This is a genomic window from Cellulomonas sp. PS-H5 (assembly GCF_019265565.1).
Lineage (GTDB): Bacteria > Actinomycetota > Actinomycetes > Actinomycetales > Cellulomonadaceae > Cellulomonas.
In genome coordinates, this window is record NZ_JAHVCI010000045.1 from 17,378 (window position 1) to 38,604 (window position 21,227).

Consider the following 21,227-nt stretch of genomic DNA (forward strand, 5'->3'; position numbering starts at 1 on the left):
GGTCAGGTCGGGGACGCGGAGTCCTCGGACGCCGGCGCCGTGTCCCCGACCCCGGACCACTCCTGCAGCCGCGGGATCAGCACCCGGGCGTGCACCTCGAACCCCCCGAGCCGCACAGGCCGGTCCCGACCGGCCACGGTGACGACCACGGACTCCGACCAGGAGGGCCGGCCGTGGATGTTGCCGTCCACCGCCAGGACCGCCTCCCGGGGGACGCGCAACGGGCGCCACCGCCGCTCGAGGAGCAGAGCGTCATCGGTGAGCACAAGCGTCGCCCGGAGGTCGGTGAGGGCGAGGACCACGGCCATCACGATGAGCAGTCCGGAGAGGCTCACGAAAACGACGGCGAGGCCATGGTCCTCGCCGCCCAGGCGTGGCACCCAGGACGCCAGGAGGAGAGCCTGCCCGGCTGCCCCGGCCCACAGCCAGCGCCCAGGACGCGCGGTCCTCGCGACGACCTCGCGCATCGGCCCTCCTCGTGTCGCCCGTCGGGCTGCGGCGCGGGCTGACGGCGACGTCGCCATGATGCCGCGGGCGCACCGGGACGACCACAGGACGACCGCGGCGCCGCGTCCCCAGGCGGCGAGCGCACGCCCTCGCGCGGGGCGGTGCCCGCCCGTCAGCCTCGGGTGATCGCGACGCGCCGGGCGCCGCCGACCCGGGAGACGAGCACCGTGCCCCACGTGGCCAGCAGGACCCCGACCGCGTACCAGAGCAGGTCGGTGGCGACGAAGGTCGTGCCGAGCAGGTACCGCACCGGCGGCCACGCGTCCGCGGCGGCCGCCGGGGCGCCGGTGAGCTGGGCCAGCTCGACCGCCCAGCACAGCCCGACCGCGAGGGCGGCCCGGGCCGGGGTCGACCACCGGGGCACGGCGAGCCCGACGAGCAGCGTCACGAGAGCCGCGTACAGGGCGTCCCCCAGCGCGTCGGCAACGGCCCCGGAGCCGTACCGCGCGGTCGCGAGCCCCGCCGCCACGACGAGCACGGCCGCCACCGCGGTTCCCACCCACGGGCGTCCGCCCTGGTCACGCCTCGAGCGCACCGCGCCACCTCCCGCACCGACGCTAGGCCGCGCCCGTGGCTCCGGGGCGGCGCGCCGAGCCGGGTCGGGAGGAGGTGTCGTGTCGGTCCCGTGTGCGACCGTTCCGCGGTGACCAGCACCGCCCGCTCCGCCCGCAGCACCCTGCCCGCCTCGCCCCGACGCCGCCCGCTTGCGACGAGCCGGAGGAGTCGCGCCGGCCGGCGGCTGGGCTGGGCGTGGCTGGTGCTGGTGATCGCGGTGGCCCTCGGCGCCGGGATCCCGGTGTGGTCCGACGCCCGGGAGTCCGCGCGGTTCCCGGTCACCGCCGCCGATCTCGACCGCGCCCGCTCCGAGCTCGCCGCGCTCGACGTCAAGGGCCGCGCCCCGAAGACGGGCTACGACCGCGAGCAGTTCGGCCCCGCGTGGGCGGACGTCGACCGCAACGGCTGCGACACCCGCAACGACGTGCTCGCGCGTGACCTCACGGACGTGACGTTCGAGGAGGGGACGCACGACTGCGTGGTGCTCACCGGCACGCTCGCGGACCCGTACACCGACGAGGTGATCGAGTTCGAGCGCGGGCCCCGCAGCGCGGAGGTGCAGATCGACCACGTCGTCGCGCTGTCCGACGCGTGGCAGAAGGGCGCGCAGCAGTGGGACGCGGAGACCCGCCGCCAGTTCGCCAACGACCCGGCCAACCTGCTCGCGGTCGACGGCCCCGCCAACGGCGCGAAGGGCGACGGCGACGCCGCCACCTGGTTGCCGCCGAGCACCGGGTACCGGTGCGCGTACGTCGTCCGGCAGGTCCGGGTGAAGGCGGCCTACGGGCTGTGGGTGACGCAGGCCGAGCACGACGCGATGGGGCGGCAGCTCGACGGCTGCGCGGTGGCGGGCTGACGCGAGACCCCGCGCGCGGGACTCATCGGCTCGCTCCGGGCTCCAGGTCATTCGCCGCGAGGTGGTGCACCACCCGGCCGGCGAAACCCGGACAGCCGGCCCTCCGAAGCGCGTCGGCGAGCCACGCCCCTCCACCGCGCGCACGGTGGTACGCCTCCTGGGCTCGCGCGGCTGCGCGCACCAGGTGAGGCGCCCAGGATCAGCCAGTCGCGGAGCGTGCGCGAGTACAGGACGTTGGCGTCCGCCAGGACCCGCAGGGTGCGCACGCCCGCACGTCAGGCGCCCGCCCGCGCACTCAGCCGGTGCCCTGCCACCTACTCGTCCTCGGCCGCGAGCAGCTCCTCGAACGCGCGCCGCTGCCGCTCGAGCCGCGCCCGGCGGAACGCCACGACGTCCGCGGTCCGGAGTCTCGTGTGCGTCCCGACCTTGTGAGCCGCGATCTCGCCACCCGCGACCATCTTCATGAGTGTCGGCCGGGAGATGCCGAGCAGCTCCGCCGCAGACGTCGTCGTCAGCTCGTCCGGCTGCGCGCCGACGGTCACGGTCCCGCCCGCCGCGACCGCGTCGACCACCGCGGTGATGAGCCGGGAGAGCTCTGTCGGTGCGGCACCCGCGACACCTCGGGCGTCCAGCACAGCCCAGCCCTCACCCCGCGCAGCCAACGCCGCGACCTCGCGGGCCTGCTCGCGCTGACGGGCGCTCGTCACGAGCCGCCGCGCGTCCGTCGCTGTCGCCACGACTCACCTCCGGGGTCTCCGGATACGAGTGTCGCGGGTTGCAGATGTAGCTGCAACCCCCGTCTGCCTCCCACCTCAGAGCAGCGGTCGCTCCAGTATCCACGAGCCCCCCAGCACGAGGGCCCCGCCGCACACCAGCAGGAACACCGCCACCCACACCCCGCCCGGCACCCGGGTCAGCCGCGCCAGGATGTCCGCGTCCGAGGTCCCGCGGCCGCGCGCCCGCCGGCGCTGGGACTGCATCTCCAGCACCGCGCGTGGCGCCCCGAGCAGCAGGAACCAGGTCACCGCGTACGCCACCGCGACCCGGACCGCGCCGGTCCCCCACCACGAGACGCCCACCAGCACGACACCCGTCGCGAGCACCGCCCACAGGCCGTACCAGTTCCGGATCTGCACCAGCACGAGCACCAGCACGACGAGCAGCGCCCACAGCAGCCCGACCGCGTACCCCCGCCCGAGCAGCCAGGCCGCCCCGAGGCCGAGCACCGCGGGCCCGGCGTAGCCGGCGAACGCGGTCGCGACCATCCCGGCGCCACGCGGCTTGCCGACGGACACCGTGAGGCCCGAGGTGTCCGAGTGCACCCGGATGCCCGACAACCGCCGCCCGGACAGCACCGCGACCAGCCCGTGCGCCGCCTCGTGCACGATCGTCAGCAGGTGCCGGGAGACGTGCCAGAGCGTCGGGACGGCCAGGCAGAGCAGCGCGGCGGCCAGCGTCCCGAGCAGCACGGCCTGGCCCGGCGCGGGCTGCACCGTGGTGGCGCGGTCCCAGATCTCCCCGGGCAGCGCGCGCATGGCCTCGAGGAACCCGGTCACAGGCTGTCGAGGGTCACGTCGGCGAGCTCGACGGTCAGGTGCAGGCCGTCCGCCTCGACCACGGCGCCCGTCACCTCGGCGCCTGCCGGCAGCTGGTCCGCGACGTCGACCTCGGCGATCCGCGAGGCCAGGCCGTCGGGCAGCAGCCCGGCGTCGATCGAGAACCCGCCCAGCGACGCGCTGGTGATGGTCGCGACGAGGCCGTCGGCGCCCGCGGGCGCGAGGGTCAGCGTCACGCCGACCGGGACGCCCGCGACGGCGCCGGTGGCCACCAGGGCCTCGCCGTCGACCGCGAGCGCCAGGTCCCAGCCGGTGCGCTCGCGGAGCAGGGACTCGAGCGCGGCGGTCGGCACGGTCGCGGTCGCGACCACGTGCTCGGCGCCGCGCGGCTCCCGGACCGCCACGCCGGTCGCGACGACGTCGAGGTCCGTGACGTCGAGCCCGCGCAGCGTCGCTCCGGTGGCGGTGAGGTGCACGTCGTCGAGCGTGCCGCGGGCGAGCTGGGTGAGGAACGGGAAGCCGGCGACGTCGACCTGCGGGTCGGTGGCGCCGAGCTGGGAGCGCACCGCGTCGGCGGCGACGTCCTCGGCGATCGAGTGGGTCACGCGGTCGGCGAGCAGGGTCCCGCCGACGAGGACGAGCACGGCGGCGGTCAGGCCGACCACGCATCCGACGCGACGGCGGGGGCTGCGGGTGCGGGTCACGCCCCGAGGGTACGGGCCGACCACCACCGCCGGGACCCCGGACGGCGCCCGGCGCAGGACCTTCACCCCGCCGACGCATCCGGGTGGTCGCGCGCGTCCACCGGCGCGAACCCGCCCGGATCGGGACGAACGACCCTGCCGACCGCCCGGTCGGTATCCGACGATCGAAGAGTCTCGCTGATCCGTCAGGAATCCCGGCGCCACCCCCAGCCGCGCCGCACCCGCCCCAGGAGGACCCGACATGACCGCCACCTTCGACCACGTCCTGCAACCGGGCCGCATCGGCTCGCTCGACCTGCCCAACCGCGTCGCCCTCGCCCCCATGGGCACCGAGATGGGCACGCACGAGGGCCTCATCACCGAGCGCGAGATCGCGTACTACACCGAGCGCGCCAAGGGCGGCACCGGCCTGGTGATGACCGGCATCTCGGCCGTGTCGCAGGACTACGAGGTCATCAACCCGGGCCTGTGCCGCGTCGACACCGACGCCGCGCTGCCGGGCCTCACCGCGCTGGCGGAGTCGGTCCACCGCGTCGGCGGGAAGATCTCGCTCCAGCTCACGGCCGGTCTCGGCCGGAACATCAACAACGTGGACCCGGAGCGGCTGCCGATCTCGGCGTCCGACAACCCGCACTACGCGCACCCCGAGGTGCTGTGCCGGCCGCTCGAGGTCGACGAGATCCGGGTGATCGTCCGCCGGCACGCCGAGGCGGCCGCCCGCGCCGCGCAGGCCGGGATCGACGCCCTCGACATCCACGGCCACACCGGCTACCTGGTCGACCAGTTCATGAGCCCGGTGTGGAACCGGCGCGCCGATGAGTACGGCGGCTCGACCGAGAACCGGTGCCGGTTCGCCGTCGAGATCATCCGGGCCGTGAAGGAGGCCGCACCCGGCCTGCCGGTGTCGTTCCGGCTGTCCGTCGACCACCGGTTCCCGGGTGGCCGCACCGTCGAGGAGTCGCGGAAGATCGCGGTGGTCCTCGAGGCCGCGGGCCTGGACCTGCTCATCGCCGACGACGGCTCGTACGAGGCGATGGACTACGTCTTCCCGCCGTACTACCTCGGCGACGCGTGCATGGCGCCCGCCGCGAAGGCGATGAAGGAGGTCCTGTCCATCCCGGTGATGGCGGTGGGCAACCTGACCCCGGAGAACGCCGAGGCCGTCATCGCGGCGGGCGAGGCCGACTTCGCGGGCATCGGCCGCGGCCTGATCGCCGACCCCGAGTGGGCGAACAAGCTCCGCGAGGGGCGCCGGGGCGACGTGCGCCCGTGCATCCGGTGCAACGCCATGTGCGTCGGCCACGCGTTCTTCGCCGAGGCGCTGGGCTGCGCGGTCAACCCGCAGGTCGGCTTCGAGCGCGAGCGGGTGCTGACCATCGCGCCGCGGCCGAAGCACGTCGTCGTCGTGGGCGGCGGCCCCGGCGGGCTGGAGGCGGCCCGGGTGGCCGGGCTCCGCGGCCACCGCGTGGACCTGTACGAGAAGGGCTCGAACCTCGGCGGCGTGCTGTGGCCCGCCGCGACGCCGGAGTTCAAGAAGGAGCTGCGCGGCATGGTCGGCTGGTGGGAGCGGCAGCTCGCCGACCTGCCCGTGACCGTGCACCTCGGCACCGAGATCACCGCGGACTCCCCGGAGCTCGACGGCGCCGACCAGATCATCGTCGCGACGGGTTCGCTGCCGATCGTGCCGCGGTCGATCCCCGGGATCGACGGCCCGAACGTGGTCGAGGTGCTCGACTTCCACCTCGGCACCCCGGTCGGGCAGCGGGTCGTCGTCGCCGGAGGCGGCCTGTCCGGCGCGGACTCGGCGCTGGAGCTCGCGCAGGCGGGCCACGAGGTGACGATCGTCGAGATGGCGTCCGAGATCGCGAAGGACATGATCGTCATCAACCGGATCACGCTGCTCCGGCAGCTGGCCGAGGCGGGCGTGCGGATCCTCACCGGCCACACCGTCACCGCGATCGACGAGAGGGGCCTGTCCGCCACCGGCCCCGACGGCGAGGAGGTCCACGTCGACGCGGACACGGTCCTGTCGGCGTTCGGCGTCCGCCCGAACACCGCGCTGCCGGAGGCGCTCGCCGGACGCGCGGACGTGGTCCCGGTCGGCGACTGCGTCAAGCCGGCCAAGGTCGGCGAGGCGATCAACGCGGGCTTCCTGGCGGCCTACGCGCTCTGACCCGCCGACTCTCCTCGCCGAGATAGGACCTCTCGTCCGAGATAGGACCGCGCACGGTCCTATCTCGGTGCGGCGGCCCTATCTCGGCGAGGGAGGGGACCCCCGCCCGGTTGCGGGGGTCCGGGGCCCGACGTTGACTCGTGGCAGGCATCCACCTGCGGCACGACGGGAGCGGACATGGGCATCGGGGACTTCGTCGACAAGGCCAAGAAGGCCGTCGCCGGCAACGAGGACAAGATCGCGGGCGCGATCGACAAGGCCGCCGACGCGGTGAAGTCGCGCACCTCGGACTCCACCGACCGCAAGGTCGACCAGGCCACCGCGAAGGCGCGCGACTTCCTCGAGAAGCAGAAGCGCGAGGGCACGCACGAACCGCCGGTGCGGCACCCGGAGCGCACCGACCCCCCCGCGCTCTGAGCCGCGGCATGGCACCCACGACGCCGGTCGAGACGCCGGTCCTGTTCGTCCTGCACGGCGCCCGCGGCGACCTGGCGGAGCGCATGGTCTACCCGGGGCTCGCCCAGCTCGCGACGCGCGGGCTGCTGCCGGAGCGCTGGGCGCTCATCGGCACGGGCCGCAAGCCGATCGGCGACGACGAGCTCGCCGATCTGGTCCGCGACTCGCTCGAGGAGCACGGCGAGCCCGGGCACGCGGACGCGCTCGACGGCCACGTGTCCTACGCGACGACGTTCACCGAGGACGAGCCCGGCGAGCTGGTGGACGCGATCCACGACGCCCGGCGCACGCTGGCGGGCGACGACGACCGCGACGTCACCGTCGTGCACTACCTGGCGGTCCCGCCGTCGGCGTTCGCCCCGACGACCCGCGCCCTGCGCGCGCACGGGCTGGCCGAGGGCGCCCGGGTGGTCTACGAGAAGCCGTACGGCACCTCGCCGGAGTCGTTCGAGGAGCTCGACGCCCTGGTGCACGAGGTGCTCGACGAGGGCCAGGTGTTCCGGATCGACCACTTCCTCGGCAAGGAGGCGACCCAGAACCTGCACGTGCTCCGGTTCGGCAACGAGCTGTTCGGCGGGGTGTGGAACCGGCGGCACGTCGCGCAGGTGCAGGTCGACGTCCCCGAGACGCTGGACGTGGCCGACCGCGCGGACTTCTACGACGAGACCGGCGCCGCCCTGGACATGCTGGTCACGCACCTGTTCCAGATCGCGGCCGAGGTCGCGATGGAGCCGCCGGCCGCGCTCGACGCGGACCACCTGGCGACGGCGCGCGAGGCCGTGATCGGCTGCTTCCGGCCGCTCGACCCCGCCGAGGTCGTCCTGGGCCAGTTCGACGGCTACCGGGACATCGACGGCATCGCCGACGACTCGACGACGGACACGTTCGTCGCCGCGCGGCTGTGGGTGGACAACGACCGCTGGCGCGGTGTGCCGTTCCTGCTGCGGACCGGCAAGCGCATGGCGGTGTCGGCGCAGCGGGTCACGCTCGTGCTGAGGACGCCCGACGAGCTGTTCGGCGAGCCGGCGGGGCCGGGCCGGATCAGCCTGTCGCTCGCGGGCGACGGCGCCATCGACATCACGACGACCGTGAAGCAGCCCGGGCCCGACCTGCGGCTCGCCACCGGGACGGCCTCGCTCGGGCTGGACGACGTCGAGCCCGGCGACCCGCTCGCGCCGTACGCCTCCCTGCTGCACGACGTGCTGGTGGGCGACCGGACGCTGTTCACGACGCCGCACGGGCTCGAGGCGGCCTGGCGGGCGTTCGCCCCGCTGCTCGGCCCGGACCGGCCCGAGCCCGAACCGTACGAGCCGGGTTCGTGGGGTCCCGCCCGGGCCGACGACCTCGCCGGCCCGGACGGGTGGGTCCTCACTCGTAGCTGACGGCGTCCAGCACCCGCATCCGGGCCGCCCGGGTGCCGGGCCACAGCGCGGCCAGCACCCCGACGACGACGGCCAGCCCGAGCATGCCCACCAGGTTCCCCCAGGGGATCACCAGCTCGGACAGGCCGTCGTCGGCGTACACCGACGGCAGGGCGGAGGCGAGCGCCACCCCGACCACCAGGCCGACGACGGTGCCGAACACCGCGGTCAGCACGGACTCGACGGTCACCGTCCCCGCGAGCTGGAGCCGGCCCAGGCCGACGGCCCGAAGCAGTCCGATCTCCCGGGTGCGCTCGATCACGGACAGCGCGAGCGTGTTCACGATGCCCAGCACCGCGATCACCACGGACAGGCCGAGGAGCGCGTACAGGATCACGAGGACCTGGTTGACCTGGTCGGCGAGGTTCGAGACGAACTCGTCCTGGGTCAGCACCGAGACGACGACGTAGGGCGCCACCGCCGCGGTGACGGCGTCCTTCAGCTCGTCGACCCCCACCCCGGAGGCGGCGTCGACCGCCAGCAGGTCGACCATCTGCTGCTCGGGCGGCACCAGGGCGTCCAGCACCTCGGTGCCGACGACCACCGGGGCGCCGATCACGTTGGTCGTGAACACCGCGCCGACCGTCACGTCCCGGGGTCCCGTCGCGCCGGCGATCCGCAGGGTGTCCCCGACGGCCCAGCCCTGCTCCTTCGCCGGGTCCTCCTGGACGGCCGCCTCGCCGTCCGCGAGCGACGCGAGGTCCCCGTCGATCGTCGTCGCCTCGATCGTCCGGTCGAACAGGTCGTCGCGGACGCCCGCGACGATCTGCGTCCCGGACCCGTCGCCGTCCGAGGACACCTCGAGCGGGGCGAACGCGAACGCCGCCGTGCCGCCGACCTCGGGCAGCGCGTCGGCGTCGGCGATCGCGCCCTTCGGGAGGTCCCGGGTGGCGGACTGCAGCACCACGTCGGCGTGCAGCTGCGACTCGACGACCCCGGCGACCGAGGCCTGCGCGGAGGTCGCGATCACGGACACGCCCCCGACCAGCGCCATGCCGATCATCAGCGCACCGGCCGTGTTGGCGGTGCGGCGCGGGTTGCGCACCACGTTCCCGCGCGCCAGCCGGCCGACGGGCCGCAGCAGCCGCACGAACGGCCACGCGAGCGCCCCGACGACGGTCCGCGCGAGGCTCGGCGCCAGCATGAGCACGCCGACCAGGACCGCGGCGGCGCCGGCGCCGAGCACGGCGTCCAGCGTCTCCTCGCCGGTGTTCAGCACGGCGGCGAGCACCGCCGCGACGCCGAGCCCCGTGAGGAGCGTCCCGAGCACCGCGCGCACCCGGATCGAGCGCTCGGGCACCGCCACGTCGTCGCGCATGGCCTCGACCGGCGGCACCAGGGCGGCGCGGCGTGCGGGCACGGCGGCCGCGAGGACGCTGACCACGGTCCCGACGACCAGCGAGACACCGATCGTCGCGCCGTCGACCGGGATGTCCCCGGCCAGGTCCATGCCCATCGCCTCGAAGACGGACTTGAGCCCCTGCACCAGGCCGAGCCCGCCGGCGATGCCGAGGGCGGAGCCGATCAGGCCGACGACCGCCGCCTGCACGAGGATCGAGGTGAACACCTGCGCCGGCGAGGCGCCGACCGCGCGGAGCAGCGCGAACTCGCGCATCCGCTGCCGGACCGACATCGCGAAGGTGTTGGAGATGATGAACGCGCCCACGAACAGCGCGATCGCGGCGAACACCAGCAGGAACGTGGTGATGAAGCCGAGCATCTCGCCGATGGCGTCCTTGTTCTCGTCGCGCAGCTCCTGCCCGGTGACGACCTGCAGGTCGCCGGGGACGAGCGGGGCGACGGCGTCGACGAGCTCGGCCGGCGTGGTGCCGTCCTCGGCGTAGACCGCGATGTCCGCGACGTCGCCGTCGGGCGCGAACAGCGCGTAGCCCGTGCCCGGGTCGACCACCACGAGCGTCGCGCCGGCCATGGGCGCGCCCATGTCGAACCGGCCCACGACCTCGGCGTCCGACAGCTGCCCGCCGAGGACCACCTGCGTGGTGTCGCCGACCTCGAGGCCCGAGGACGCCAGCGTGGCCGTCTCGAGCGCGATCTCGCCCGGGCGCTCCGGTCCGCGGCCCTCGACCACGTCGAGCGACGGGTCGTCCGGCAAGTAGGAGAACACCAGGCTCGGCGCCTGGGTGCTCTGCACGGCGGTCCCGTCCGCCCCGACCAGGACGATCGAGCCCTGCGCCTCGGGGATCGCGTGGGCGACCCCGTCGAGGGCGGCGATCTCGTCCGCGAGCGTCATCGGCACCGCCGGCCCGGCCGTGGTGCCCTCGACCACCGACGCGCCCTCGGCGGGCTCCGCGCGGACGTAGGCGTCGCCGGGGGTGCCGGCGTCGACGATGCCGTCGAAGGTGCTCGACATCATCGTGCGGAGCGAGAACGTGCCCGCGACGAAGGCGACGCCCAGGGCGACCGCCAGCAGGGAGAGCAGGAACCGGACGAGGTGGGCGCGGATGCCGCGCAGCGCCACCCGCAGCATCAGCGCGACCCGTCGGCGGCCGCGACGGCGACCGGCGCGGCGGCACCGGCCGGGGCCGGGCGCAGGGCCGCGAGCGCGGCGAGGACGGAGTCCGGGGTGGGGTCGGTGAGCTCGCCGACCAGGCGCCCGTCCGCGAGGAACAGCACCCGGTGCGCGTAGGACGCCGCGGTCGGGTCGTGGGTCACCATGACGACGGACTGGCCCAGGTCGTCGACCGAGCGGCGCAGGAAGCCCAGCACCTCGCCGGACGATGTCGAGTCGAGGTTGCCGGTCGGCTCGTCCGCGAACACCACCGAGGGCCGCGACACCAGGGCGCGCGCGCAGGCCACGCGCTGCTGCTGACCCCCCGAGAGCTCCGTCGGCTTGTGCCCCAGCCGGTCCGCCAGGCCCACGGCCTGCACGACGGCGTCCAGGTGCGCCCGGTCGACCGGGCGGCGCGCGATGTCCAGCGGCAGCGTGATGTTCTCCAGCGCCGTCAGGGTGGGGACCAGGTTGAACGCCTGGAACACGAAGCCGAGGTGGTCGCGGCGCAGCCGGGTCAGCTTCCGCTCGTTCATCGCGCTGACCTCGAGGCCGTCCACCACCACGGTGCCGGCGTCCCCGCGGTCCAGGCCCGCCATGCAGTGCATCAGGGTCGACTTCCCGGACCCGGACGGGCCCATGATCGCGGTGAGCTCCCCGCGGGCGAAGTCCACGTCGACGCCGTCGAGCGCCCGCACCGCCGCCTCGCCCGTGCCGTACGTCTTCACCAGACCGCGCGCGCTCGCGATCGGCGTGCCGTCGTTCGTGGCCATGATCCCCATCCCTGGTCGTGATCGCTCCCCTGCCAACCTGTGGATCGTCCCGCCCTCACCTCGCACACGGGCATCCGGGAGCACCCTGGTCCGTCCCTGATCCCGCCCCCGAGGGACGGAGGTCCCGACGCGGCCCGAGTGTGGCGCGCGTCACACCCGCGGCCTAGGCTGGTGGCGAGGTGCTCCGATGGCGTGGTGGCTGGTGCTCTGGCTCGTGCTGCCGGCGCTGACGTTCGCCGTCGTGCTCAGGCTGATCCCGGGGGCGGAGTCGTCGCCGCGGCGGCGCGCTGCGCGCGAACGCCGTCGAGCCCGGGTGGCCGGGCTGCTCGACCGGGTCGCCACCCGGGTGCGGCACGGCCGGCACGGCGCGCCCCCGCCGCCCGACCCGTTCGACGCCCTGCACGTGCAGGTCCGGCTCGGGATCGTGGCGGACCACCTGCGGCGGCTCGAGGAGGACGCGCACGCCTGGGCCCGGGCGGAGCGGATCATCGCGAGCCAGCTCGCCTACGACGCGCTGCTCGCCGAGGCGTGCCGGCTCGCGGGGGTCGAGGTGCTGCCGCGGGCGAAGGGCGACCCGTGGGAGCGGATGCGCGAGGAGGTGGAGCTGGCGTCGCGCGGGTGGACGTGGTGAGGCGCGGCTGGGTGTGGTGAGGCGCGGCCGGTCCCGCGGCGCGGCGCGGCCGGTCCCGCAGCGCGGCGGCGGGAGACCGGGCATCCCGGGCGCCTCAGCCGGCGACGACCGTGAGCGTGCTCGACCCGTCGGTCCGCCGGCGCACCTCGATCCGCTCCGCGACCGCCTGCTTGAGCGCCTCGACGTGCGACACCACTCCGACGACCCGGCCGCCGGCGCGCAGCTTCCCGAGCTCGCCGAGCACGGCGTCGAGCGTGTGCGGGTCGAGCGTGCCGAAGCCCTCGTCGATGAACAGCGTGCCCAGCTCGACGCCGCCCGCCTCCGCGGTGACGACGTCGGCCATGCCGAGCGCGAGGCACAGCGACACGTAGAACGTCTCGCCCCCGGACAGCGTGCGGGGGTCGCGAGCGGCGCCCGTCGTGTGGTCCACCACGCGCATCGCCAGCCCGGTGCGCCGGGTGCGCACGTCCTCGCGCTCGTCGCTGCGCTCCAGCTCGTACCGGCCGTCGGACATCTCGCGCAGCCGGTCGTTCGCGGCGGCGACGACGTCCTCGAACCGGCGGACGAGTACGTAGGTCGCGAGCGACAGGGCGCGGGCGTTGTCGCTGTCCGCGCCGCCGGCGAGCCGGGCCATGCGGGTGACCGGCGCGGCCTCCTGCTCGGCCGCGGCGAGCGCGGCGGCGGACTCCGTCACGTGCCGGGCGGCGTCCGCGGCGCGCGCCGCCCGGTCGCGGACGGAGCCCAGCAGCGCACCGGCGGCGTCGGCGGCCCCCACGGCGTCGGCGAGCGCCTGCTCGAGCTCCGCCACCTCGGTGGCGAGCGCGTGCGGGTCCCCGGCGGCGAGGTCGGCGAGCTCCGGGTCCCGGAGCCCCTGCTCCACCCGCGCCACGGCGGTGCGGTACGCCTCCACCGCGCGCTCGGCCGCAGCCACGTCGGCGGCCTCGGCGAGCGCGGCGCGGGCGGCGTCCTCGTCCCCGAGGTCCTGCTCGGCGAGCACGCGGGCGACCTCGGCGACCCGGTCGGCCACGGTGCGGGCGGCGGCCGCGCGCCGGTCCAGCGCCGCGAGCAGGCCGTCGGCCGCGTCGACGCGGGCCTGCTCGGCGCCCTGCCGGGCAAGGACCGTGGGGTGCCCGTCCCGCGCGGCCTCGACCTCGGCGGCGTCGCGCGCGAGCTCGTCCTCCACCCGGGCGAGGGCGTGCCCGGCGGCGACGTGCTCCTCCCCGAGCGCGGCGCGGGTCAGCCGCAGGTCGTCGGTGACGCGGTCGTGCTCCGCGACGTCCGCGCGGAGCCGCTCGCGGGCGGCCTCGGCGTCCCGTGCCGCGGTGAGCTCGGCGCGCGCGGCGTCGACCGCCGCAGCGGCGACGGCGCCCTGGTCGGCGCGCAGACCGCCGGTCCGCTCGCGGAGCGCGGCGCAGCGCTCGGTCCGGCCGACCACGCGGGCCTCGGCGGCGCGCACGGCGTCCTCGGCGGCCCGGCGGGCGTCCTCGGCGGCCGCGACGTCCTCCTCCGACACCGGCTCGTCGCCGGCCGGCGCGGGGTGCGGGTGCTCGGTGCCGCCGCAGACGGGGCAGGGCTCCCCCGGCGCGAGGCCGGCGGCGAGCTCGCCGGCGAACCCGGCGAGCCGGGCGCGGCGCAGGTGCGACTCCTCCTCGACCGCGGCGACGGCGGCGTGCGCCGCGGATGCGCGGGCGGCGGTGGCGGCGGCGAGCTCGGCCTCGGCCGCACCCAGGTCCCGCACGGCCGCGGCCACGGCCTCGGCGTCGGCGAGGTCGCGGGCGCGGGTCGGGGCCGTCGCGGCGAGCGCGACGGCCGCGTCCAGGTCGGCCACGAGCGCGGCCCGGCCCTCCGGGCGCACCGCGAGCAGGTCGTCGGCCTCCGCCATCGTGCGGGTCCGCACGGCCTGCACCTCGCGGAGCCGGTCCCGGTCGCGGGCCCGCTGGGGAAGCGCGCGCTCCATCCCGACGACGCGGGTCAGGGTCGCGACCTGCGCGGCGGCCGCCTCCCGCACCCCGGCGAGCGCCGCGGGCAGGCCGGCGTCGGCGAGCGCGGCCTCGGGGTCGGCGGGGGCGAGCCCGGCCGGGGCGGCGTCGAGCGCGGCGCGCAGCTCCTTGTCCGCGCCGGCGAGGGCCCCGCGGGCGTCGTCGAGCCCGCGCAGCACCGGCCGGGCCACGGCGGCGCGGCGCGCGCGGTCCACGCGGGCCACGTCGGCGGCGTGCTGCTCGGCCGCGTCGGCCAACCGGGCGCGCTCCTCCTCCAACGCCGCTCGGCGCCGGACCAGCCGCAGCCGGGCGCCGGCGCCGTCGGCCGCCGCGCGCGCCTCGGTGACCCGCCGGTTGGCCGCGTCGGCGGCCGCGCGGACCGCGTCCTCGTGCGCCCGCAGGGCGGCGAGCCGGTCGGCGACCAGGGACCCGAGCTCGGCGGTGTCCTCCGCGGCTGCGGTGCGCAGGGCGAGGACCCCGTCCTCGTCGGCGGCGGACGCGCCGGCGAACCGCGCGGTGCGCTCCTGCACCTCGGTCCGGGCTTCGGTCACGACGCGCTGGGACTCGCGGCGCAGCTCGTCGAGGCGCTGCTGCACCCGCTCGTAGACCTCGGTGCCGAAGATGCGCTGCAGCAGCCCCCGGCGCTGCTCGGGGTCGGCCCGCAGGAACGCGGCGAACTCGCCCTGGGGCAGCACCATGGTCTGCACGAACTGGGCGCGGTCCAGGCCGACGACCCGGGTGAGCTCGGCGCCGGCCTCGTCGAGTCGGGTCGAGAGCAGCTCGCCGGGCGGGTCCCCGGCGTCGACGTCCTCCCGGTCCGGGGCGGGGCCCTCGGGTGCCGCGGTGAGCCGCCAGAGCTTCACGGTCGCCTGCTGCTTGGCGCGGCCGGTCCCGCGCTTCTTGGCGCGCTCGTAGGCCGGTGTCCGCCGCACCCGGTACACGCCGGACCCGGTCTCGAACACCAGGTCGACGACCGTCTCGACGTCGTCCGCGGCGAACGCCGAGCGCAGCCGGTCCTCGCTCGCCGACGCCGACGCGACCTTGCCGTAGAGCGCGAACACCACGGCGTCGATGACCGTCGACTTCCCGGCACCGGTCGGCCCCTCGAGCAGGAACAGGCCCCCGGCGGAGAGAGCGGCGAAGTCGACGGTGTGCCGCCCGGCGAACGGGCCGACCGCCTGGATGGTCAGGGTGTGCAGCCGCATCAGGCGCTCCGCTCCGCGGCGACGACCTGCTCGTAGGCGCGACGCAGCACCGCGGCCTCGGCGTCGGTCGGCCGGGACCCGCTCACGTGCTGCACGAACTCCGCGGCGACCTCCAGCGGGTCGCGCGCGGCCGTCACCTCGGCGGCCCGCGGGCCCGCGTCGCGCGCCGGCGGCTGGTGCTGCACCACCAGCGCGTGCGGGAACCGGGCCCGGACGCGGCGGTACAGGTCGCCGGGGCGGTGCGTGTCGGTGACGGTGACGCGGACCCAGTCGTCGAGGTGCGACTCGCCGGTGGCGCCGAGCAGGTCGTCGAGCGGCCCGGTCAGGTCGGTGAGCCGGCGCGGCACGGGGGCCGGGACCAGGCGGACGTCCGGCAGACCGGACGGGCCGAGGTCGACCAGCACCGTGGACTTCGCGTGCCGGGCCTCCGAGAACGAGTACGCGAGCGGCGACCCGGAGTACCGCAGCACCGTCGCGCCGGCGCCGTCGCCGACGCGCTGGGGGCCGTGCAGGTGGCCGAGCGCGACGTAGTCGACGCCCCCGAACACGGAGGCCGGCGCGTGGTCGACCCCGCCCACCCGGATGTCACGCTCCGACTCGCTGGCGGCGCCGCCCACGACGAACGCGTGCGCGAGCACCACGGAGCGGGGCGCGCCCCGACCGGCGCCTGCGGCCTCGGTCGCGCGCGCGGCCAGGTCGGCGCGGACCCGGTCCATCGCGGCGCCGAGCACGGCGGCGTGCGAGCGCGGCAGCGGCGTGCCCGCGCCGGGGGCCGCGAGCGCGTGCCGGGCCGCGTCGGGGTCGAGGTACGGCAGGCCGTAGACCAGGACGTCGTGCCCGTCGCCCGGCAGGACCACCGGCCGGGCCAGGTCGTCGAGGCGCGCGAGCACCCGGACCCGGTCCTGCATGAGATCTGCGCCGAAGCCGAGCCGGATCGCCGAGTCGTGGTTGCCGGGGGTCACCACGACCGCGGCATGCTCGGACAGCCGCCGGAGCGCGTCGGACAGCTGGGCCACCGACTCGACCGGCGGGATCGCGCGGTCGTACACATCGCCCGCGACGAGCACCGCGTCCACGCGCTCCTCGCGGACCACCTCGACCAGGTGGTCGAGGAAGGCCTGCTGGTGCGCCGTCAGGTCGACGCCGTGCAGGGTGCGGCCCAGGTGCCAGTCGGAGGTGTGCAGGAGCCGCATGCCTCGAAACTAGCCGCCGGCACCGACATCCCCGCGCACCGCGGGCGTCGCCTGTGGACGACGGGCGTGGCGGCCGTCAGGCGATCGCGCGCTCCGGCGCGGCGTCGGGCTCGGGGGCGAACTCCCCGGCCATGCCCAGCATGTCGAGCTTCTCCAGCAGCTGGCGGTGCGGGTCGCGCAGCGTGAGCCCCTGCGCGGTCTCGCCGGCGGCCAGGTTGAGCTGCAGCACGAACGCGAGGCCGGACGAGTCGATGAACGTCACGTCGGTCGCGTCGACCACGATCGGCGCGGTGCTCGCGAGCGCCTGCGCCATCGACGTGCTGGCCTCGGCCCGCAGCGCACCGTCGACCTCGCCCCACAGCCGGACCACCGTGCGCCCGTGCGCGGCGGTCACGTCGATCCCCCCGACGGGGGTGGGATCCTCGGTCAGGTTCATGTCCTCGTTCTCTCCAAGTCTGCGTGGGGCCGCCCGATCATGGACCCCCGGCGTCGCGCGCGCATGCCGAGCGCCCTGCCCCGGGGTCCGCGGGAGGCGCGACCAGCGCGTGCTCCGTCCCGGACAACGCGCCCGTCCCCTGCTTCGTTCCCGATCCCGGGGGGCGACCTTGACCGAACCTTGACCGTCCGGTCGGGATGATGGCGACTGGCGCTTCAGGCCGCGCCGTCGGGCATCGGCTCGGTGACGTCCGCCACGGTGGCGTCCAGCGCCCGGACGAGGTCGTCGCCGTCGACCCGGGCGCCGACGCCGTGCCCGCCCCCGCCGATGGACGCGGGGCGGCCGAGCACCCGCTCGTCGGCCACCACCGGCCAGGCGCGCAGCGAGCCGAACGGCGTGATGGTGCCGCGCTCGTACCCGGTGACCTCCTTGGCGGTCGCCGCGTCCGGCATCGACATCCGGCTCACGCCGAGCAGCGCACGCAGCTTGGGCCACGAGATCGTGCGGTCGCCGGGGACGAGCACGAACAGGTAGTCGTCGTCGCCGCGCCGCACGACCAGCGTCTTGACGATGCCCGACGGGTCGATGCCACGGGCCGCGGCCGCCTCGGCGAGGGAGCGCACCGGGCCGCGCCGGACGATCTCGTGCGCGATGCCCGCGTCCGCGAGCGCCTGGGCGGCGCGCCGCTCGCCCTCGGTGGCCGCGCCGTGGTCCTGCTCGCTCGTCATGCCCGCCACCCTACGAGCCGGGTCCGACAGGGGCGCGCGGCACGGCGCTCCACGCCGCTGCTCACCAGGTCAGCGAGGTGGTCGCGCGGTTCGCCCCTCACCGCCTTTCGATCGCGGCCGGCGTGGCGACGCAGGTCAGGGCGCGCACAGACCGCGCACCGGCCGACCGGCCCCGCAGCGCGCGTCCACCCCGTGACCCGCATCCGTCCGGTGAGCGGACCGCCCGGCCACGCGCCGGAGCGGCCTCGCCAGGCGGTCCGAGGCGCCGGTCCCGGCGACCCCGGTGGTCAGTCGCCCGCCGCCGCCCGGCACGCCGCTCCCACCCCCGGTTGCCCCCGGCACCCACCCCTTGACCCTCACCCGAACGGGTGACCTACTGACCCGACCAGGCGACGACGCCCGCGGGACGTGCGGGCGACCCGTGATCCAGGGGGTTCGACGATGCACCCACGTACCCGGCGCGCCAGCGTGCCCGCGCTCCTCGCGGCACTGGCGCTGACAGTCCCGGTCGGAGCCGCCGCGGCGGCCTCTCCCGACGACGACCCCGCGGTGGAGACCGCGGTCACCGAGGCCCTGCAGGAGGCGCAGTCGTTCCCGTCGGACTTCTGGTGGGACGAGTCGCCGGACGACACCGCCCGCGCGCGGGCGATCCTGCGGCGGATGACCCTCGACGAGAAGGTCAACATGATGCACGGGGAGCTGAACAACTTCTTCGGCTTCTACAACGCCCCGATCGAGCGGGTCGGCATCCCGGCCCTGACCATGGCCGACGGGACGGCGGGCGTGCGGATCGCCAACCCCGACGTGAACGGGAAGCTGTCGACGCAGCTGCCCTCGCCGCTGGCCCTGGCCGCGACGTGGGACGCCTCGGTCGCGCAGGAGTACGGGCGGCTGGCCGGCGACGAGGCGCACCGCACGGGGCACAACGTGCTGCTGGGCCCGGCGCTCGACATCGGGCGCGTCCCGCAGGGCGGCCGCAACTTCGAGGGCTTCGGCGAGGACCCGCTGCTGTCCGGGGACATGGCCGCCGCGGAGGTGCGCGGCATCCAGTCGAACCCGGTGATCGCCGACCTCAAGCACTACAACGTCTACACGCAGGAGCAGAACCGGCTGATCGGCGGCAACGCCGTCCTCGACGAGCGGACGCTGCAGGAGATCTACACGCGGCCGTTCGCGATCGCCCAGGACGAGGGCCGCGCCGGGTCGGCGATGTGCTCGTTCAACGGCATCAACGGCGTCCGCGGCTGCGAGAACGACGAGACCCTCAACCAGATCCTCAAGCAGCAGCTCGGGTTCCAGGGCTGGGTGATGAGCGACTACGGCGCCACGCCGAGCACGGTGCAGGCGGTCCTGGCGGGGATGGACCAGGAGATGCCCGGCAACGTCACCCCCGAGGTCGGGCCCGGCGACTGCTTCTTCTGCGGGCCGCTGCTCGACGCGGTGCGCGCGGGTCAGGTCCCGACGTCGCGGATCGACGACGCGGTGCTGCGGATCCTGCGCCCGATGGTCGCGCTCGGTCTGTTCGACAACCCGCCGACCATCAGCCCGCTGCCCGAGGACGCCAACTCGGCCTTCGCCCGCCAGGTGTCCGAGCGGGCCTCGGTGCTGCTGAAGAACGACGGCGCGCTGCCGCTGGGCCCGGGCGTCGGGTCGATCGCCGTGATCGGCGCCGACGCCGACGTCGTCGTCCAGGGCGGCGGCTCCTCGCTGGTGAACCCGACGCGGACGATCAGCCCGCTGCAGGGCATCCAGGACCGGGCGGCCGCCGGCGTGACCGTCACGCACACGCCGGGGAACGACCCCGTCACCTCCACCTCGCTGCTGGCGGGGCCGGACCCGATCCCGTCCGACTTCCTCACCTCCGCCCTCGGCGACGGGGCCGGCGTCCGCGTCGAGTACTTCGACAGCGACGACCTGTCGGGCGCCCCCGCGGTGGACCGCACCGAGCCGTACGTCGGCATCAACGGCGGGTTCTACCTGTTCGAGGGGCTGAACTCGCAGTCGCCGCACTTCCCGCTGCAGGACAACAACCACAACGCGTCGATCCGCTGGACCGGCACGCTCACCGCCCCGGTCAGCGGCACGTACGAGCTCGCCGCCACGACCAACGGCACCAGCACCGTCTTCCTCGACGACCAGCCGGTGCTCACCACCGGGCCGTCCGGCGACCCCGCCGCCGTGACCACGGCGCCGGTGGACCTCGTCGCCGGTCAGACCTACGTCCTGCGGGCCGAGTACACGAACGACTCCCCCGGCGGGACCGACGCCGGAGCCGTGTTCAAGCTGGGCTGGACCCCGCCGGAGCCGGTCGTGACCCCGAGCGTCCAGGCGGCCGCGCAGGCGGCGCGGTCCGCGCAGGCGGCGGTCGTCGTCGTGCGGGACTACTCCTCCGAGGGCGGCGACCGGCCGAGCCTCGACCTGCCGAACGGGCAGGCGGAGCTGATCCGCCAGGTCGCAGCGGCCAACCCGCGCACGATCGTCGTGCTCGAGGTCGGCAGCGTCGTGCAGACGTCCGACTGGGACGGCGGCGTGGGCGCCGTGCTGCACAACTGGTTCGGCGGGCAGGAGCAGGGGGCGGCGGTCGCCGGCATCCTGTTCGGCGACGTCAACCCGTCCGGCCGGCTGCCGGTGACCATCCCGGTCGACGAGGCCTCCACGCCGGTCAGCGACCCGTCGCAGTACCCGGGCGACGGGCTGGACCAGCAGTTCAGCGAGGGCATCTTCGTCGGCTACCGCGGGTACGCGGAGAACGGGATCACGCCGCAGTACGCCTTCGGGCACGGCCTGTCGTACACGACCTACCAGTACGCGAACCTGCGCACCGCGGTCGTCCCCGGCGCCGACGGCGGCTCGCAGCTGCAGGCCACGGTCGACGTGACCAACACCGGCACGGTCGCCGGCACCGAGACCGTCCAGGTCTACGTCGGGAACCTGCCGACCCGCCGGGTCAGCAGCGCCCCGATCAGCCTGGCCGGGTTCGACACCGCGACGCTCGCGCCGGGGCAGACGCAGACCGTCACCGTGACGCTCAGCCCGGAGTCGCTGTCCTACTGGGACGTCGACCTCGACGCCTGGCGCACCCCGACCGGCACCATCCCCGTGCTGGTGGGAGCGGCGTCGGACGACATCCGGCTCCGCGGCACCCTGGCGATCTCGGACGCGATCGTGCGCTGAGTCGCCCGGGTCCCTCCGAGGTCGAGATAGGGCCTCCGGCACGAGGTAGGACCGTCCACGGTCCTACCTCGGCACGGGGGCCCTATCTCGGCGTCCGGGTGCGACGGGGGTGGCGCGTGATCGCCCTGCGCGAATCGAGATCGCGTCACCCGGGGCCGTGCGGTGACAATGGACCGCCGATGACAGCCGCCGACCCCACCAGCCCCGCCCCCGCCCCTCGTCCCGCGAGCGGCGACGGCGGCGACGCCGCACCCGGGCGTCCCCGGCGGCGACGCGGCGGCCGCGGGCGGCGGCCCGCCGGCGACGGCCGCGCACCGGAGCAGCGCCACCACGACCAGCCCCCGGTTGACCGGGCGGCCGACGGCCCCGAC

At 75.8% G+C, this 21,227-nt stretch carries 17 protein-coding genes; 6 read left to right on the plus strand and 11 right to left on the minus strand.

Annotation, left to right across the window (positions count from 1 at the left end; genetic code table 11):
• Window positions 1-2: 2 nt before the first annotated feature.
• Both J5O08_RS15505 and J5O08_RS21705 read right to left on the minus strand, forming a co-directional pair.
• Window positions 3-335: a hypothetical protein gene (locus J5O08_RS15505; protein WP_218707785.1), complete on the minus strand. Its 333-nt coding sequence runs from the start codon at window positions 333-335 to the stop codon at window positions 3-5.
• A 284-nt stretch (window positions 336-619) separates the two neighbouring features.
• Window positions 620-1,006, minus strand: a complete 387-nt coding sequence (locus J5O08_RS21705) for a DUF2809 domain-containing protein (RefSeq protein WP_218707787.1) — start codon at window positions 1,004-1,006, stop codon at window positions 620-622.
• Window positions 1,007-1,150: 144 nt separating this feature from the next.
• Here J5O08_RS21705 and J5O08_RS15515 point away from each other — a divergent pair, with 144 nt between their 5' ends.
• Window positions 1,151-1,918, plus strand: coding sequence for an HNH endonuclease family protein (locus J5O08_RS15515; RefSeq protein ID WP_308281657.1), 768 nt, complete (start codon window positions 1,151-1,153; stop codon window positions 1,916-1,918).
• 314 nt (window positions 1,919-2,232) lie between these two features.
• Here J5O08_RS15515 and J5O08_RS15520 read toward each other — a convergent pair whose 3' ends face one another.
• The 3 genes from J5O08_RS15520 to J5O08_RS15530 form a co-directional block, all read right to left on the minus strand.
• The gene (locus tag J5O08_RS15520) at window positions 2,233-2,655 is read right to left on the minus strand and encodes a helix-turn-helix domain-containing protein (protein WP_217616594.1); all 423 of its coding nucleotides are present in this window, start codon (window positions 2,653-2,655) and stop codon (window positions 2,233-2,235) included.
• Window positions 2,656-2,730: 75 nt separating this feature from the next.
• Window positions 2,731-3,453: a M50 family metallopeptidase gene (locus J5O08_RS15525; RefSeq protein ID WP_218707820.1), complete on the minus strand. Its 723-nt coding sequence runs from the start codon at window positions 3,451-3,453 to the stop codon at window positions 2,731-2,733.
• A gap of 17 nt (window positions 3,454-3,470) precedes the next feature.
• Complete coding sequence (locus J5O08_RS15530; RefSeq protein WP_218707789.1) at window positions 3,471-4,178, minus strand: DUF2993 domain-containing protein; 708 nt, start codon at window positions 4,176-4,178, stop codon at window positions 3,471-3,473.
• A gap of 241 nt (window positions 4,179-4,419) precedes the next feature.
• Between J5O08_RS15530 and J5O08_RS15535 the strand changes: the two genes are divergently transcribed.
• The 3 genes from J5O08_RS15535 (at window position 4,420) to J5O08_RS15545 (ending at window position 8,189) form a co-directional block, all read left to right on the plus strand.
• Window positions 4,420-6,351: an FAD-dependent oxidoreductase gene (locus J5O08_RS15535; RefSeq protein WP_218707791.1), complete on the plus strand. Its 1,932-nt coding sequence runs from the start codon at window positions 4,420-4,422 to the stop codon at window positions 6,349-6,351.
• 177 nt (window positions 6,352-6,528) lie between these two features.
• On the plus strand, window positions 6,529-6,768 hold the full coding sequence (locus tag J5O08_RS15540) for an antitoxin (protein ID WP_147795162.1): 240 nt from the start codon (window positions 6,529-6,531) through the stop codon (window positions 6,766-6,768).
• An 8-nt stretch (window positions 6,769-6,776) separates the two neighbouring features.
• Window positions 6,777-8,189, plus strand: coding sequence for a glucose-6-phosphate dehydrogenase (locus J5O08_RS15545; RefSeq protein ID WP_218707793.1), 1,413 nt, complete (start codon window positions 6,777-6,779; stop codon window positions 8,187-8,189).
• On the opposite strand, the gene J5O08_RS15550 is transcribed toward J5O08_RS15545, so the two are convergent.
• Window positions 8,176-10,716 (minus strand): ABC transporter permease, encoded by a 2,541-nt coding sequence (locus J5O08_RS15550; protein WP_218707794.1) that lies wholly within the window; start codon window positions 10,714-10,716, stop codon window positions 8,176-8,178. The genes J5O08_RS15545 and J5O08_RS15550 overlap by 14 nt on opposite strands.
• Window positions 10,716-11,510, minus strand: coding sequence for an ABC transporter ATP-binding protein (locus J5O08_RS15555; protein WP_218707797.1), 795 nt, complete (start codon window positions 11,508-11,510; stop codon window positions 10,716-10,718). Before J5O08_RS15555 ends, J5O08_RS15550 begins: the two co-directional genes overlap by 1 nt.
• Window positions 11,511-11,697: 187 nt before the next feature.
• Here J5O08_RS15555 and J5O08_RS15560 point away from each other — a divergent pair, with 187 nt between their 5' ends.
• Window positions 11,698-12,141, plus strand: a complete 444-nt coding sequence (locus tag J5O08_RS15560; protein ID WP_147795158.1) for a hypothetical protein — start codon at window positions 11,698-11,700, stop codon at window positions 12,139-12,141.
• Window positions 12,142-12,235: 94 nt separating this feature from the next.
• Here the strand turns inward: J5O08_RS15560 and J5O08_RS21370 are convergent, their stop codons facing one another.
• The 4 genes from J5O08_RS21370 to J5O08_RS15580 form a co-directional block, all read right to left on the minus strand.
• Entirely contained in the window at window positions 12,236-15,325 is a 3,090-nt protein-coding gene (locus tag J5O08_RS21370) for an AAA family ATPase (RefSeq protein ID WP_218707812.1), read from the minus strand.
• Window positions 15,325-16,518: an exonuclease SbcCD subunit D gene (locus J5O08_RS15570; RefSeq protein WP_218707813.1), complete on the minus strand. Its 1,194-nt coding sequence runs from the start codon at window positions 16,516-16,518 to the stop codon at window positions 15,325-15,327. Before J5O08_RS15570 ends, J5O08_RS21370 begins: the two co-directional genes overlap by 1 nt.
• Before the next feature lie 76 nt (window positions 16,519-16,594).
• The gene (locus J5O08_RS15575; protein ID WP_218707814.1) at window positions 16,595-16,954 is read right to left on the minus strand and encodes an STAS domain-containing protein; all 360 of its coding nucleotides are present in this window, start codon (window positions 16,952-16,954) and stop codon (window positions 16,595-16,597) included.
• A 215-nt stretch (window positions 16,955-17,169) separates the two neighbouring features.
• Window positions 17,170-17,682 carry an aminoacyl-tRNA deacylase gene (locus J5O08_RS15580; RefSeq protein WP_218707815.1) on the minus strand — a complete coding sequence of 171 codons (513 nt, stop codon included), beginning with the start codon at window positions 17,680-17,682 and terminating at the stop codon, window positions 17,170-17,172.
• A gap of 441 nt (window positions 17,683-18,123) precedes the next feature.
• Between J5O08_RS15580 and J5O08_RS15585 the strand changes: the two genes are divergently transcribed.
• On the plus strand, window positions 18,124-20,856 hold the full coding sequence (locus J5O08_RS15585; RefSeq protein ID WP_218707816.1) for a beta-glucosidase: 2,733 nt from the start codon (window positions 18,124-18,126) through the stop codon (window positions 20,854-20,856).
• Window positions 20,857-21,227 lie beyond the last annotated feature (371 nt).

Coding starts and splice junctions, on each gene's coding strand:
- J5O08_RS15525 (WP_218707820.1), bottom strand. CDS start 3,453: ATGCGCGCGCTGCCCGGGGAGATCTGGGACCGCGCCACCACGGTGCAG.
- J5O08_RS15540 (WP_147795162.1), top strand. CDS start 6,529: ATGGGCATCGGGGACTTCGTCGACAAGGCCAAGAAGGCCGTCGCCGGC.
- J5O08_RS15560 (WP_147795158.1), top strand. CDS start 11,698: ATGGCGTGGTGGCTGGTGCTCTGGCTCGTGCTGCCGGCGCTGACGTTC.
- J5O08_RS15570 (WP_218707813.1), bottom strand. CDS start 16,518: ATGCGGCTCCTGCACACCTCCGACTGGCACCTGGGCCGCACCCTGCAC.
- J5O08_RS15545 (WP_218707793.1), top strand. CDS start 6,777: ATGGCACCCACGACGCCGGTCGAGACGCCGGTCCTGTTCGTCCTGCAC.
- J5O08_RS15555 (WP_218707797.1), bottom strand. CDS start 11,510: ATGGCCACGAACGACGGCACGCCGATCGCGAGCGCGCGCGGTCTGGTG.
- J5O08_RS15585 (WP_218707816.1), top strand. CDS start 18,124: ATGCACCCACGTACCCGGCGCGCCAGCGTGCCCGCGCTCCTCGCGGCA.
- J5O08_RS15575 (WP_218707814.1), bottom strand. CDS start 16,954: ATGAACCTGACCGAGGATCCCACCCCCGTCGGGGGGATCGACGTGACC.
- J5O08_RS15580 (WP_218707815.1), bottom strand. CDS start 17,682: ATGACGAGCGAGCAGGACCACGGCGCGGCCACCGAGGGCGAGCGGCGC.
- J5O08_RS15550 (WP_218707794.1), bottom strand. CDS start 10,716: ATGCTGCGGGTGGCGCTGCGCGGCATCCGCGCCCACCTCGTCCGGTTC.
- J5O08_RS15535 (WP_218707791.1), top strand. CDS start 4,420: ATGACCGCCACCTTCGACCACGTCCTGCAACCGGGCCGCATCGGCTCG.
- J5O08_RS21370 (WP_218707812.1), bottom strand. CDS start 15,325: ATGCGGCTGCACACCCTGACCATCCAGGCGGTCGGCCCGTTCGCCGGG.